A 14,615-nucleotide genomic window follows, 5' to 3' on the forward strand; every position below is an offset into this window, starting at 1 on the left:
TTTCAGACGAGCCGATAGCCCACGCCGCGCACGGTTTCGATCCGCTCCGAGCCCAGCTTCTGCCGCAGATACCCGACGTACACGTCAGCGACGTTCGAGCCGGGATCGAAGTCGAAGCCCCAGACGCGGCTCAGCAGCTGCTCACGGCTCAATACCTGACCGGCGTTGCGAAGCAACTCTTCCGCGAGGGCGAATTCACGCGCCGACAACTCGACCTGGACGCCGCCCACGTGCGCGCGTCGCGTGCGGATGTCCAGAACGAGGTCGCGGTGGGTGAGCGTGGTGGGTGCGGACGACGGGTCGCGTCGCAATCGCAGGCGGATCCGCGCGACGAGTTCGTCGAACCGGAAGGGTTTGCCGAGGTAGTCATCGGCGCCACCTTCAAGGCCGGCGACCGTATCGTCCAGTTCGACTCGTGCGGTCAGCATGATCACCGGCATCGTCGAACCCGATCCGCGGAGGCTCTCGAGCACGGCGAACCCGTCCATGTCGGGCATGTTGACATCGAGGACGAGCAGATCGAACTCACCGCTCAGTGCGAGGTCGAGGGCGACCGGACCGGTCCCCGCAACCCGGGTCGCATAGCCGGCCGCACGCAGGCCTTTGTCGATGAACCCGGAGATCCGTGCTTCGTCGTCCGCGATGAGAATCGATGTCATGTCAGGCTCCTCTCGCGGACGCGATCTCGCTGTCCGTCGACGCCGAGGTCGTGTCGACGTCGGCAGGTAGCGGCGGGCGAGGGGGGATCACGAGGCCGGGGTGCACCGAGTCCGACATGACGAGCGGCAACGTCATGACAAAACGGGCACCGCCGCCGTCGGCATCCTCGACAGACACCGAGCCGCCATGCGCGCGCGCGATCACCTGGACGATGTTGAGTCCCAGCCCGTTTCCCGGCCGCGAAGCCGCTTCGGCGCCGCGGTGGAAGCGGTCGAAGACGAACGCCCGCGACTCCTCCGGCACCCCGGGCCCACGGTCGCGCACGACGATGTCGAGGTGGTCTTCGACGAGCCGGGTGCCGAGCGTGACCTGGCCCCCGCCATGGGTGACGCCGTTCTGCACGAGTTGCAGAACCGCCTGTGTCACACGCGCCGGGTCGAGCGATGTGACGATCTCGGCGAAGCCGTCCCCGGTGACCGTCCCCCCGTCGATCGACTGCGCTTTGCGTAGCACCTGACGCATGAGGTCGGCGGCATCCACGGGTGTCGCGGTGATCGGAGTGGGCCCGTGGAGAGCGGCGGTCGAGGCGAGCTCACGGACGAGATCGGCCATGCGATCGAGCTCGTCCACCGCGAGATCGATCGTCTCGCGGACATCTTCCGGGTCGTCCCTGTCGACGACCTCGAGGTTGCCCCGCACGATCGTGATGGGGGTCTTGAGCTCATGTCCGACGTCGCTCAGGAGTTGGCGTTGCGAACTCAGAGCCCTGTCAAGGCGATCGAGCATGTCGTTCATGGTGTGCGCGAGTTCGGAGACGTCGTCCCGGCCGACGATCGGGAGGCGCTCGGAGAGCGACTGCACCGATACCCGTTCGGCGGTCTCGCGCATCTGCCGCAGAGGCCTCAGCAGGCGCGTTGCGACGACGGCGCCGACTCCGGCGATGACGACGAGGACCACGCCGGAGGCGATGAGGAACACGCGCGCAGCGCTGTTGATCTCGGCCAACTCGGCATCGATGTCGTAGGCGATCACGAAGGTGGATGCCGGTGGCGCGTCGGCGTCGATCGCTATCGGTACGGCGAGGTAGCGCCAGGTGATCTCTTCGGTGGCGTAGGTGCCGATGCGGGGCTGCGCGTCGGTCACCGTTCGATCGATGTGCGGGACGAAACCGGCCGTGGACTGCAGGTCGACGTCGAGCGCGACACCCGGCACGAGCGCGACATCGTCGTCGCGAAGCCCGATGACGCCTGTGTTGTCGTCGGGTGCCGCTCGCTGCACGACAGTGGCCAGCGCGGCATCCGCCGACTCCCACGTGCCGCCCTCATCTCCCTGTTCCACGAGGTAGCGCGCGGCGGCGAGGTTCGCGACAAGCAGGTCGTCGACCTGCGCGAGGATGCGCTGCCGTTCCTCGACGTACACGACGACTCCCACCGCCCCCAAGCCGAACGCCGCGACGATGGTGATCACGGCGATCAGTCGCGTTCGCACCGAGACGGTCGGCAGACCCACGCGGACCCCCCGTCCCTTGCTGTCCCTCACCACCAGTATGGTCACGTTCCCGTGGGAGAGTCGGCTCCCTAAGAGGAGTCTCATCCCACGGGGTGCGCCGTCGTGCTGGGATCGAGGGATGGGCGAACCGACCGACGAGATGGACCAGTTGTGCGACGCGTTGGGTGTCAGTGATCGGACGACGGTACGCATGATCAGCCGCGAGCCCCTCGGCGGGGGGTCGGTCGCGGGTTTCGAAGTCGCCGCAGACAACGGAGTCATGACCTACTACCTGGACACGTCGCGACGGCGCGTGCCGCGCGAGACGGGGCTTCTTCTGGGCGCGCCCGACGATCCCGACATCCGCGTGTGGCTCCACCCTGCCGATCCCCACCTTCCGGCGCTCGCTCCCGCGGCCTTTTCGGGAGCGGTACGCGAGCTGCTCGTGCGCCTGGGGATCGTCGACACGGGGGATCCTGTAATGGTCGCCTACCGTCCCGGCAGGCGGGCCGTCCTCCGTGTGCCGTCGCCCCGAGAAGACGTGTGGGTGAAGGTCGTGCGACCCGCGCGGGTCGCTGCGATCGTCGCGTGCCACAGCGCGTTCGCGGATGCCGGGATACCTGTGCCGAGGCTCTACGGCTGGTCTGGCGACGGTCTGATCATCGGCGAAACCGCCCGGGGAACAGCGGCGACCGATGCGGAGTGGGACGCCGACGAACTCCTCGACGAGGTCGACGGATTGCGGCACAGGATCGCCGGTGTTGACCTCGCGAATCCAGCGACCACCCGTCTCGCGCGGCGGCTGGACTGGTATTCGGAGCGCCTGGCCGTGCAACTCCCCCACCTCCAGGCGGAGCGCGCACAACGGATCGCCGAGCGAGCGCGCGACGCGTGGGGCGAGGATCCGCCGGTGACGATTCACGGCGACCTCCATTTCGGTCAGCTGTTCCTCGGCGACGACCGCACCGTGTCGGGCATCATCGACGTCGACACCGCAGGAGTCGGGCAACCGAGTGAAGACACCGCCGCTTTCCTCGCACATGCCGTGGCGAGCGCGCTGCTCACGCCGCACCCCCGCGACGATCGTGTGTGGCACCTCGCGCAGCGTTCCCTGGCGCGGTGGGGGAGTGCGGCGGTGTGCGCGCGCGCAGCGGTCCACCTGCTCGGGCACGCCCTCGGCGCGTGCGAACTCGGTGCGGCCGCGCGCGTGGACCGACTTCTCGATGTGGCCCACGCGGTGTCCGTCAGCGACGCATCCGAGCTCGCGGCCGTTCGCGCTGCCAGAACCTAAGAACGATCTCATCCGACGCTTCGAAAGCGCTTATCGGCGGCACCGAGACTGGTCTTGCCCGGGCGGGGTCCGATCCCCCTCCGGGCCCGAAAGGAGAAGGCAACATGGCAGAGAAGAAATGGCTCACCTACGGCATCGCGGGCGCGCTCGGGCTCACCTTGGTGGGCGGGGCAGCGGTTGCGACAGCAGCCAGCATGGACCTGCGCACCAGCGAGGGCTCTGTCGTCCCGGGGGGCCCCGTCGTCGGGTCGAAGAGCGGTGTGCTTGACCGCGGAGGGCTGGAGATGCGAGTGACGGACACGTCGGCATCCGTCGTCTCGGCGCCGACGGCTGCGTCCACGCCGACGGCCGCGTCGGCACCGTCTGCGGCGACTCCGCCGTCGCCGGCGTCTCCGGTATCCGCCGTGAGTGCGCCATCCGCCGTCCCCGCGCCCGCACCGGCGGTGTCCCCGGCATCGCCTGCGTCGCCGGCCTCTCCGGCATCTCCTGCCTCTCCGGCGTCTCCGCCTTCGGCGGCGTCTGCCGGTTCCGCAGGGTCGGACTGACCGATGACGACCACGGTGGCGGATGCTTCGATCCGCCGCCGTGGTCGGTTGCGGCGAGGCGACTTCCGGTTGAGCGCAGGAACACCCCAAGATGGAGGCGTGGCCCCCGCCGCAGGACGCCGCAGGAAGAGGTTCGCCGACATGCAATCCGTGCTACTCGACACGCCCGCCGGCATCACCGCACGGCTCGGGTGGGATCCCAAGCTGTCCGAACACGACCGCAAACGCGCTCTCGCTCGACAGATCGTGGCCGACAGGCTCGGCGTCGAGCAGAAAGAGGTGCGCGTCGAGCGAGAGGCTCCGGGGACCTTCGGGTTCCACACCCAATTGATCGCCGAGGTCGACGGCGAGGATGTGCCTCTCGGCATCCGCAATGCGAACTTCCGCGCGGCGTCGGTCGTCGCCGTAGCGGACCCGGCCGTGCCTATCGGGCTGGACCTGCGTGACAGTCACCCCGGCGACGCCGAGCTGCGCACGATGCGACGCCACTCACATCTTCTCGACGAATCCGATACCGCGAAGCTGCTGGAACACTGGACCCGCGTGCAAGCCGTGCGGGACGCCGACGGTCGGGGGGCGCGGGTCGCTGCAGACCATGTGCGGCTCGACGCACCGCTCAACAAGGGGTGGATCCCCGACCGGCGGGTGTATTACCGACTCGATGATCTGTCACGGGACGGATGGATCATCACTCTCGCCTACGGCGCGCTGCCGGCCTGATCACTCCCGCTCTGTGGCGACCGGCGTCGATTCGTTCACCGGGGTACCGACGAGCCGGATGACCGCGACGGACGCGGCGAGAACCACCAGCGTCGCGACCAACCCCAGCCACGTGATGCCGGTGGCAGAGAAGACGATGTAGCCGACGAGTGCGGAGCCGCCGGCGACGCCGACGAAGGGCAGCTGGGTGCGCACATGCGTGATGACGTTGCACCCCGCGCCGGTCGACGACAGGATCGTCGTGTCCGAGATAGGCGAACTGTGGTCACCGGCCACCGCCCCTGCCAGCACGGCACCCAGCATCGGCAACAGCAGCGCCGGCTCGTCGACGGCGTTCACGATTCCGCCCGCGATGGGCAGCAGCAAACCGAACGAGCCCCACGATGTCCCTGTGGCGAAAGCCATCGCGGCGGCGAGCACGAACACGATCGGGATCAACCATGCCGGTGCGAGCTGCGAGGTCTCGACGATCGCACCGAGGAAGGCGCCGGTGCCGAGCGTCTCGATGAGCCCACCGAGCATCCAGGCCAGGAGCAGGATTCCGACGGCGGGAGCCATTGCGCGCGCACCGCCGACCCATCCGCGTCCGAAGGTCGACCATCCGAACTTCGGGTTCTCGCTGGTGTACCGGACGTAGTAGTACAGCGCAGAGATCAGGCCGAGGATGCCGCCGACCATGAGCGCGGCGCTGGTATCGGCGGCTGCGAGGATCTCGTTCGGCGCCCACGACCCCGACCCGCTCACCCCGGTCCAGACCATTCCTCCGACGACACCGATGACGAGGGCGATGAACGGAACGACGATCGACCGCTTCGCGCCCGGACGGTGGGTGGGGAGGTCTTCGCTGAGCTGGCCGGGGACGACCTCGCCCTCGGCGAACGGGCGCCCGGAATCGATCGCACGCTGCTCTTCGCGTCGCATCGGCCCGATGTCGGCACGGAACAGGATGACCAACCAGACGAGCGCGACCGCGGCGATGGCGTAGTAGTTGGATGCTGCGGCGCCGAGGAAGGCTTCGACGCTGCTCATCGTGAGTGCCGAGGCGGCGACGATGGGCGCGATGACACCCATGATGTACGCACCCCAACTCGAGAAGGGTGCCAGCACGGCCACGGGAGCCGACGTCGAGTCGACGATGTAGGCGAGTTTCGCCCGCGACACGCGATGTCCGTCGGTGACGGGACGGCTGATCTGGCCGACGGCGAGCGCGTTGAAATAGTCGTCGATGAAGATGACGATGCCGAGGATCGCGGCGAGCAGTTGTCCGCCCCGGCGGGTGCGGATGCGCTCGATCGCCCAGTCTGCGAAGGCCCGGGTGCCCCCGGCCATCGTGATGAACGCGGTGATGACGCCCAGGAGCACGGTGAAGACGAGGATGTAGACGTACCACGTGTTGACCGCGCCATCGACCCAGAACACCGCGGCGAAGGCGCCCCATACGAGGGCGAGGGTCTCAAGGGGATTGAACTCGGCGATGAGCAAGGCGGCGATGACGACACCTGCTCCGAGGCTCAACATCACCCGCTTGGTGATGATCGCGAGGATGATCGCGATGACGGGCGGAATCAGCGTCAGCCACGGTGCGCTGTCGAGCATGCGAGCTCCTTGGTTTCTTCGGCGAGCGGGTGGGATGAGCGATGATCAGGTGGGGTCACCGTTCATCTCCCAGTTCTTCGGCGAACGCCACAGCGCGCTGGTCGTGAGAGAGCGGATCATCTCCATCTCCTTCGGGAGGCGCGTGTAGAGCTTCATGAACAGCTCTTCGACATCGAGGAGCTCACTGGTCCAATCCCGCCGGTTGATCGCCATGCACGTGAAGAAGTCCTCTTCGGAGAAGTCGAGTCCGTCCCAGGTGAGGTCCTCGTAGCGCGGCATCCACCCGAGGGGGCTCTCGACCGCAAGCGCACGTCCCCGCGAGCGCGCGACGATCCATTCCAAGACGCGCATGTTCTCGCCGAACCCGGGCCACAGAAAGCGTCCGTCCTCGTCGCGTCGGAACCAATTGACCTGGAAGATCCGTGGAGGGTTGCGGATCTTCCGGCCGAACGCGAGCCAGTGGTTGATGTAGTCGCCCATGTGGTACCCCGCGAAGGGGAGCATGGCGAACGGGTCGCGACGGACGACCCCCTGCGCGCCTGCGGCGGCCGCAGTGGTCTCGGAGCCCATGGTGGCGGCCATGTAGACGCCGAACGCCCAGTTGAAACTCTGTGTGACCAGCGGGATCGTACCGGCGCGGCGCCCGCCGAAAACGAAGGCGCTGATCGGCACGCCGCGCGGGTCATCCCAGGCCTCGTCGAGCGCCGGGTTCAGGACCGCCGGGGCGGTGAACCGTGAGTTCGGGTGCGCGGCCTTCGTGCCGGATTCGGGAGTCCAGTCGTTCCCCTGCCAGTCGATCGCATGGGCGGGCGGTGCGCCGTCCATCCCCTCCCACCACACATCACCGTCGTCTGTGAGGGCGACATTCGTGAAGATCGTGTCCGACCGGATCGATTCCATCGCGCTGGGGTTGGTCGTGTAGGACGTGCCGGGCGCGACCCCGAAGTAGCCGGCCTCGGGGTTGATGGCCCGCAGACGCCCATCATCGCCCGGCTTGATCCACGCGATGTCGTCACCGACGGTCGTGACCGTCCATCCCTTGTCGGTGAACGCCGGCGGCGGTACGAGCATCGCGAAGTTGGTTTTTCCGCACGCGCTCGGGAAGGCCGCCGCGACGTACGTCTTCTCTCCGTCGGGGTCGGTCACCCCGAGGATCAGCATGTGTTCGGCGAGCCAGCCCTCGTCACGGGCCATGGCTGAGGCGATCCGCAGTGCGAGGCACTTCTTGCCAAGCAGGGCGTTGCCGCCGTAGCCCGAGCCGTACGACCAGATCTCGCGCGTTTCGGGGAAGTGCACGATGTACTTCTCGGGATTGCAAGGCCACGCGACATCCTGCTCACCCTCGGCCAGCGGCGCGCCGACGGTGTGCATGCACGGGACGAACTCGCCGTCGGCTCCGAGCACATCCATCGCCGGGCGGCCCATGCGCGTCATGATCCGCATGTTCACGACGGCGTACGGCGAGTCGGTGATCTGCACGCCCAGTTGCGCGATCGGCGAGCCGAGCGGGCCCATGCTGAACGGCACCACGTACATCGTGCGCCCCGCCATGCTGCCGGTGAAGAGCGGCCGCAGGACGCCCATCATCTCGCGCGGGTCCATCCAGTTGTTGGTGGGTCCGGCATCCTCTTCGCTTCGTGCGCAGATGAAGGTGCGTTCTTCGACACGGGCCACATCACTCGCATCGCTGCGGGCCAAGAAGCTGTTCGGGCGTTTCTCGGGGTTCAGCCGGATGAACGTCCCGGTCTCCACCAGCTGCTCGCACAGGGCGTCGTACTCGCTCTGCGACCCGTCGCACCACACGACCTCGTCGGGCGTGCACAGTTCTGCCATTTCGGCGACCCAGGCCTTCACGGCATCGTGTCGCACCCACTCCGGTGTCGTCATGGCTCCCAGCATGCCCCGCGGACGCGGTTCGCACCATGGGTGGACGTGGTCGGATTCAGAAGCTGTTCGGCAACGCGGCGTCGAGTTCGGCGATCCAGACCGCCGCGTTGCCGTCGGCAGGTGCCCGCCAGTCGCCGCGCGGGGACAACGACCCGGACGGCGAGACCTTCGGTCCGTTCGGAATGGCCGTGCGCTTGAACTGGGCGAATGCGAAGAACCTCTGCAAGAACACACGAAGCCAGTGGGCGATGGTCGCCAGATCGTACGCGAAGCGATCCGACGCCGGGAAACCCGGCGGCCAGGCTCCGGCATCCTGATCGCGCCACGCGTGATAGGCGAGGAAGGCGATCTTCGACGGACGCGTTCCGTGACGTAGCACGTGATGGAGGGTGAAGTCGTGCAGGGCGTAGGGGCCGATGCGGTCTTGGGTCGATTGGATGCGGCCGTCCTGACCGGCGGGGACCAGTTCGGGGGAGATCTCGGTGTCGAGGACCGACTGCAGGACTTCGGCCTCGCGCTCATCGACGCCTTCGCCCGCGGCGATCACCCATCGGATGACGTGCTGGATGAGCGTCTTGGGAACGCCAGGGTTGACCGCGTAGTGACTCATGTGGTCGCCGACGCCATAGGTCGCCCAGCCCAGCGCGAGTTCGGACATGTCGGAGGTGCCGATGACGATTCCGCCGCGCTGGTTGGCCAGACGAAAGAGGAAATCGGTGCGGATGCCGGCCTGCACGTTCTCGAATGTGACGTCGTAGACCGGCTCGCCGTGGGCCGACGGGTGCCCGATGCCCTGCAGCAACTCAGTGGCCGCGGGGCGGATGTCGATCGTCTCGATCGTGGCCCCCACGCTCTCGGCCAGGGCGATGGCGTTCGACTTCGTGTGTTCGCTCGTAGCGAACCCGGGCATCGTGAACGCCAAGATGTCACTGCGCGGCCGCCCCATACGATCCATTGCGCGAGCGACGACGAGGAGCGCGTGCGTCGAGTCGAGCCCGCCGGACAGCCCGATGACCGGCTTCGGGTCGTCGATCGCCCGCAGGCGCTGTTCCAGGCCCGACACCTGGATGTTGAAGGCCTCGTAGCAGTCTTGTGCGAGGCGGGCCGGATCGGCGGGCACGAACGGGAATCTGTCGACCGTGCGGCGCAGCCCGATGTCGCCCGTCGGAGGGCCCAGGACCGTCTCGATGCGCAAGAAGTCCGCGTCGGCGAGCACTCCCCGGTTGTCGTCGAAGGTGCCCTGTCGCAGACGCTCTTGACGCAGGCGGTCCAGGTCGATGTCCGCGACGCTGCGCCGCGGCCCGTCGGGAAACCGCTCCGTGTGGGCCAGACGCTCACCGACCTCGTAGATCATCGTCTGGCCGTCCCACGACACGTCGTTCGTGGATTCGCCGGCCCCGGCGGCTGCATAGGCGTAGGCCGCGAGGCATCGCAGCGACTGCGATTGGCACAGGATCGCGCGGTCTTCCGCCCGAGCGATCGTGATCGGACTGCCCGAGAGGTTCACCAGCAGCGTCGCACCGGCGAGGGCCGCGCGCGAAGAAGGTGAGATCGGCACCCAGAGGTCTTCGCAGATTTCGGCGTGCATCACCAGCCCGGGAACGTCTGCGACCTCGAACAACAGGTCGGTGCCGATCACCGTCTCGAGATCGCCGATCCTGATGCTCTCTCCGGACCACGGCTCGCCCGGCGCGAACCATCGGCGCTCGTAGAACTCGCGGTACGTCGGCAGATACGCCTTGGGGGCGACGCCGAGCACCGTCCCGCGGTGGATGACGACGGCGCAGTTGTAGAGCCGGTTGCGATGGCGCAGCGGCGCGCCGACGACGAGTATCGGCAGCAGGTCTTCGGATGCCGTGACCAGGCGTTCGAGCTGGCGCTCCACCGCATCCAGGACAGCGTCTTGCAGTACGAGGTCGTCGATCGCGTATCCGGTGAGGCACAGTTCCGGAAAGACAGCGACCGCGACGCTGTCGGCGTCGCACTCGCGCGCGGCCGCGAGCACCGCATCCGCGTTGGCGACGGGGTCGGCGATCGACACCGGAATCGTGCACGCGGCGACGCGCGCGAAACCGTGTCGATAGGCGTTCTCGAACGGCAGGCTCATGTGACCAGTGTGGCACCCGCATCCGCTCGCGGCAGTGTCGGTCGTCGCCGTTAGGGTCGTGGAGAAAGGGGCGAGCATGCGGTACATCCCAGGAGAGGCCGGATCCGACACGGCGGTCGCGATCGCGCCGCGCATCGTGTGGAGCGCGAGTGACCTGAAGGCCGCTGCGGAGTGCGAGTTCGCGTGGGCGCGCGCGATCGATGCGAAGCTCGGCCGGGTCATCGCCGTCACCGAACCCGAAGATCTGACGCTCGAGCGCGCCGCCCGGCTCGGGATCGCCCATGAAGAGCGCGTGCTCGACGAGTACGTGTCGCGGTTCGGATCCGACGCCGTGGTGCGCATCCCCGCGGTGTCGTCGACGGATGCCGGGGGTCTCGCAGATGCCGTCGCCCGCACGGCGGCCGCGCTCGCCTCCGACGCCGACGTCATCTATCAGGCAGCCTTCGCCACGACCGACTTCGTCGGGTTCGCGGACTTCCTCGTGCGCGACGAGCAGGGCCGCTGGATCGTTCAGGACACGAAGCTCGCACGACGCGCGCGCGTCACCGCCCTCATGCAGTTGGCGGCATACGTCGATCAACTCGATCGATTGGGCGTCGCGCGGTCAGAGCGTGTGGAGCTTCTCCTCGGCGATGGGACGGTGTCGGCGCACGCGGTCGACGACCTCCTTCCGGTCTTCATGCTCCGCCGCGAGCGCCTCGGCGCCCTCGTGGAAGACCGCCGTATCGAGTCGGGCGCGGACGGAGAGCCGTTGGCATGGGGCGATGACCGCGGCGACCTGCGCGTCAGCGCGTGCGGGCGCTGCGCGACCTGCGACACCGAGGTGATCGCGTCACGCGATCTTCTGCTGGTCGCCGGCATTCGCCCGTCGCAGCGCGACCGCTTGCGCGCTGCGGGTATCGTCACCATCGACGACCTCGCCGCCGCCGTCATCCCGCCCCAGGGCATGCACGCAGACGTCTTCGACATGCTGCGCACCCAGGCGAGATTGCAGCTCACGAGCCCCGCCGGCGGTGTCACCGGCCCCACCGAGCTCACCCAGCCCGCCGATGCAGCCGCGGTCCCCGCGTATGAGGTGGTCGCGCCGACGGCGCTCGGAGCCCTGCCCCGACCCGATGACGGAGACATCTTCTTCGACTTCGAAGGCGACCCGCTCTACACGGAGCCCGCTGGACCCGATCAGGCGGCGTCGTGGGGGCTGGACTACCTCTTCGGCTGGGTCGACCAGCGGGAGCAGTACACCGCCTTGTGGGCGCATTCTTTCGCCGCCGAGAAGGAGGCCCTCGAGACGTTCATCGACATCGTCGACCTGCGCCGCCGGCAGTACCCCGGCATGCACATCTACCATTACGCGCCATACGAACCGACCCACCTCCTCGCGATGGCCGCACGGCACGGCGTGCGCGAGGCAGACGTCGATCGGCTGCTCCGCGACGCCGTGTTCGTCGACCTGTACCCGATCGTTCGCCGCGCGTTGCGCGTCGGCTCCCGGTCGTACTCGATCAAGAAGCTCGAGCCGCTCTACATGGGCGATGACGTGCGCACGAGCGATGTGCAGAAGGGCGACGATTCGATCGTGCGCTACGTCGAGGCGCGCGCGCTGGCTGCCGACGACCCCGAAGCGGCCGATGCGATCCTCGCCGACCTCGCCGACTACAACGAATACGACTGCGTGTCGACCCGCAGACTGCGCGATTGGCTCGTCGACCGTGCACGCGAAGCGCGGCTCGTGCCGACACCCAACCCCGAGCCCGACGAATATGTGTATGAGCCTTCGCCCCGCGCGCTCACCCTCGCCCGACTCGCCGAGGAACACCCCCGCGACTCGGCGGAGCAGGTCGCCCTTCGGCTCGGCTCGGCCGCGATCGACTACTACCCCCGCGAGGTGAAGACCTTCTGGGCCACCCATTTCCTCCGTCTGCGTGAGCCGGTGTCGCTGTGGGACGAGACGCGCGATGTGGTCGTCATCGACTCCGAGCGATGCCGCATCCGCACGGACTGGCACTTCCGCGAGAGTGGGCGGGGAGCAGAACGGCGCATCATCGAGCTGCGAGGAGCGGTCGCGCCGGGCACCCGACTGAACGCCGACACGACGCCGTTCGCCCTGTACGAGGCGCCACCGCCGTATCCCGCCGAGATCAAACCCCGCTGGATCCACCATGCCCGCACCGTCACGGTGCTCGAAGTGCTCGATGACGGTGTCGTCGTCGAAGAGACAGCCGTCGACGGCGTCACGTGGAGCACCCTGCCGATAGCTCTCACACCCGCTGCGCCACCACCGGCCGGAAACCAGCAGAAAGCGATCGACGCGTGGGCCGACGAGATCATCGCCCGGCATCCCGAGCTGCCGGATGACGCTGCGACGGACATCCTGCTCCGACGCGCGCCCCGTTCGGTGCGGGCCGCTGAGACCGACGTGCCCGCAACCGGAGACGTCGACGGGATCGTCGCCGCCGTGGGCGCGCTGGACGAGGGATTCCTCGCTGTCCAGGGTCCGCCCGGCACAGGCAAGACCTACGTGGGGTCACACGTCGTCGAACGGCTCGTGCGTGAGCATGGCTACCGCGTCGGCGTCGTCGCCCAGTCGCACACGGTCGTCGAGAACATGCTCGACCGCATCGTTGGCGCCGGTGTGCCGCCGTCGCGCGTGGGTAAGGCGCTCAAGAGCAACGCCGACCCTGATCAGGAACGACCGTTCACCGTCATCCCCAAGAACGGCGTGGCCGCGTTCACCGCCGAAAATCCCGGCGGGTTCGTGATCGGAGGCACGGCCTGGGACTTCGCGCATGAGGGCCGCGTGCCACGGCGCAGCCTCGATCTGCTCGTCATCGACGAGGCAGGTCAGTTCTCCTTGGCCTCCACCATCGCGGTGTCGCTTGCCGCTCGGCGAGTGCTCCTGCTCGGCGACCCGCAGCAGCTTCCACAGGTGAGTCAGGGGACCCACCCCGAGCCTGTTGACACCTCCGCGTTGGGATGGGTGATGGGCGGTGCCGACGTCATCCCGCCACGGCTCGGGTTCTTCCTTCCGCGAACCCGTCGGATGCGATCCGAACTCGCCGCGCCGGTGTCGGTGCTCTCCTACGGAGGCGAGCTTGCCGCCCACCCCGCCACCGACCTGCGCCGGCTCGACGGCGTCGCGCCGGGGCTTCAGATCGTGCCCGTGCGCCATCGGGGAAACGCGACGCACTCGCCCGAAGAGGCCGCCGCCGTCGTCGCGATCGTCAGGAACCTCCTGGGCAGAGCATGGCGCGACGTCGACTTCCACGACGGCGACACGGCCAGTGCGGTTGCGGAGCGACCTCTGGCGCAGGATGACATCATCGTCGTCACCCCCTACAACGCCCAGCAAGTCGCCGTCGAAGAGGCGTTGGCCGCGGCGGGATACCCGAAGATCCCGGTGGGCACTGTCGATCGTTTCCAAGGACAAGAAGCGGCGGTGGCGATCGTCTCACTGGCCGCATCGTCGGGACGGGATGCCGCGCGCGGCCTCGAGTTCCTGCTCCTGCGCAATCGCCTCAACGTCGCCATCTCACGGGCGATGCACACCGCATACCTGGTGTCATCGCCCGACCTGCTTGACGATCTGCCGCGCACACCGGACGGCGTCGCGCGCCTGAGCGCCTTCGCACGCCTGGTGGGGCGCGGCGGCGAGGTGAGTGGTCAGACGGTGCCGTAGAGACGGTCGCCCGCGTCGCCCAGACCAGGCACAATGTAGCCGCGCTCGTCGAGGCGCTCATCGAGTGAACCGAGAACGAGCGTGACGTCGCGCCCCTCGACCTGACGCTCGATCGCCGCGATTCCCTCCGGGGCTCCGAGGATGCAGATCGCGGTGACATCCTGGGCTCCGCGCTGGAACAGGAAATCGATCGCGGCACCCAGCGAACCACCGGTGGCGAGCATGGGATCGAGCACGAAGCACTGCCGGTCGCTGAGGTCGTCGGGCAGGCGCTCGGCGTACGTCGTCGGCTCGAGCGTTTCTTCATTACGGGCCATGCCGAGAAAGCCGACCTCGGCGGTGGGCAGCAGTTTCACCATGCCCTCGAGCATTCCGAGACCTGCCCGCAGGATCGGAACCACCAACGGCCGAGGCTCGCTGATCTTGACGCCCGTCGTGGTCGTGACGGGAGTCTCGATCTCCACCGACTGCACGCGCACGTTCCGTGTCGCCTCGTAGGCGAGAAGCGTCACGAGCTCTTCGGTGAGTTGACGGAACACCGGAGACGGAGTGCCCTTGTCGCGGAGCACCGAGAGCTTGTGGGTGATGAGCGGGTGGTCGGCGACGTGCAAACGCATGTGCCCAGGGTATCCCCGGGAGCCGTAC

The 14,615-nt window shown here is 68.0% G+C and carries 10 protein-coding genes; 3 read left to right on the forward strand and 7 right to left on the reverse strand.

The genetic code is table 11. The features are described 5' to 3' along the window. Nucleotides 1-2: 2 nt before the first annotated feature. A complete protein-coding gene (locus ACFQZV_RS04375; protein WP_378750493.1) occupies nt 3-659 on the reverse strand; it encodes a response regulator transcription factor in 657 nt (218 codons plus the stop codon). Between the two features lies 1 nt (nt 660). Next, on the reverse strand, nt 661-2,199 hold the full coding sequence (locus ACFQZV_RS04380) for a sensor histidine kinase (RefSeq protein WP_378750491.1): 1,539 nt from the start codon (nt 2,197-2,199) through the stop codon (nt 661-663). Nucleotides 2,200-2,287: 88 nt separating this feature from the next. Here ACFQZV_RS04380 and ACFQZV_RS04385 point away from each other — a divergent pair, with 88 nt between their 5' ends. Then, a complete protein-coding gene (locus tag ACFQZV_RS04385) occupies nt 2,288-3,439 on the forward strand; it encodes a phosphotransferase family protein (protein ID WP_378750489.1) in 1,152 nt (383 codons plus the stop codon). Nucleotides 3,440-3,566: 127 nt separating this feature from the next. On the opposite strand, the gene ACFQZV_RS04390 is transcribed toward ACFQZV_RS04385, so the two are convergent. Continuing rightward, nucleotides 3,567-4,127, reverse strand: a complete 561-nt coding sequence (locus ACFQZV_RS04390) for a hypothetical protein (RefSeq protein ID WP_378750487.1) — start codon at nt 4,125-4,127, stop codon at nt 3,567-3,569. On the opposite strand from ACFQZV_RS04390, the gene ACFQZV_RS04395 reads away from it, so the two are divergent. Continuing rightward, a complete protein-coding gene (locus tag ACFQZV_RS04395) occupies nt 4,126-4,704 on the forward strand; it encodes a hypothetical protein (protein WP_378750486.1) in 579 nt (192 codons plus the stop codon). The two genes, ACFQZV_RS04390 and ACFQZV_RS04395, sit on opposite strands and share 2 nt — an antisense overlap. On the opposite strand, the gene ACFQZV_RS04400 is transcribed toward ACFQZV_RS04395, so the two are convergent. The 3 genes from ACFQZV_RS04400 to ACFQZV_RS04410 are packed head-to-tail and all read right to left on the reverse strand — an operon-like array spanning nt 4,705 to nt 10,294. Then, nucleotides 4,705-6,300 (reverse strand): Na+/H+ antiporter NhaC family protein, encoded by a 1,596-nt coding sequence (locus ACFQZV_RS04400; RefSeq protein ID WP_378750484.1) that lies wholly within the window; start codon nt 6,298-6,300, stop codon nt 4,705-4,707. 45 nt (nt 6,301-6,345) lie between these two features. Then, on the reverse strand, nt 6,346-8,187 hold the full coding sequence (locus ACFQZV_RS04405; protein ID WP_378750482.1) for a phosphoenolpyruvate carboxykinase (GTP): 1,842 nt from the start codon (nt 8,185-8,187) through the stop codon (nt 6,346-6,348). A 55-nt stretch (nt 8,188-8,242) separates the two neighbouring features. Continuing rightward, nucleotides 8,243-10,294 (reverse strand): NAD(+) synthase, encoded by a 2,052-nt coding sequence (locus ACFQZV_RS04410; protein ID WP_378750480.1) that lies wholly within the window; start codon nt 10,292-10,294, stop codon nt 8,243-8,245. A 76-nt stretch (nt 10,295-10,370) separates the two neighbouring features. Here ACFQZV_RS04410 and ACFQZV_RS04415 point away from each other — a divergent pair, with 76 nt between their 5' ends. Next, nucleotides 10,371-13,970, forward strand: coding sequence for a TM0106 family RecB-like putative nuclease (locus ACFQZV_RS04415; protein ID WP_378750478.1), 3,600 nt, complete (start codon nt 10,371-10,373; stop codon nt 13,968-13,970). On the opposite strand, the gene upp is transcribed toward ACFQZV_RS04415, so the two are convergent. After that, complete coding sequence (gene upp / locus ACFQZV_RS04420; protein WP_378750476.1) at nt 13,955-14,587, reverse strand: uracil phosphoribosyltransferase; 633 nt, start codon at nt 14,585-14,587, stop codon at nt 13,955-13,957. The genes ACFQZV_RS04415 and upp overlap by 16 nt on opposite strands. Nucleotides 14,588-14,615 lie beyond the last annotated feature (28 nt).

Source organism: Microbacterium koreense (genome assembly GCF_042677105.1).
Taxonomy (GTDB): domain Bacteria; phylum Actinomycetota; class Actinomycetes; order Actinomycetales; family Microbacteriaceae; genus Microbacterium; species Microbacterium koreense.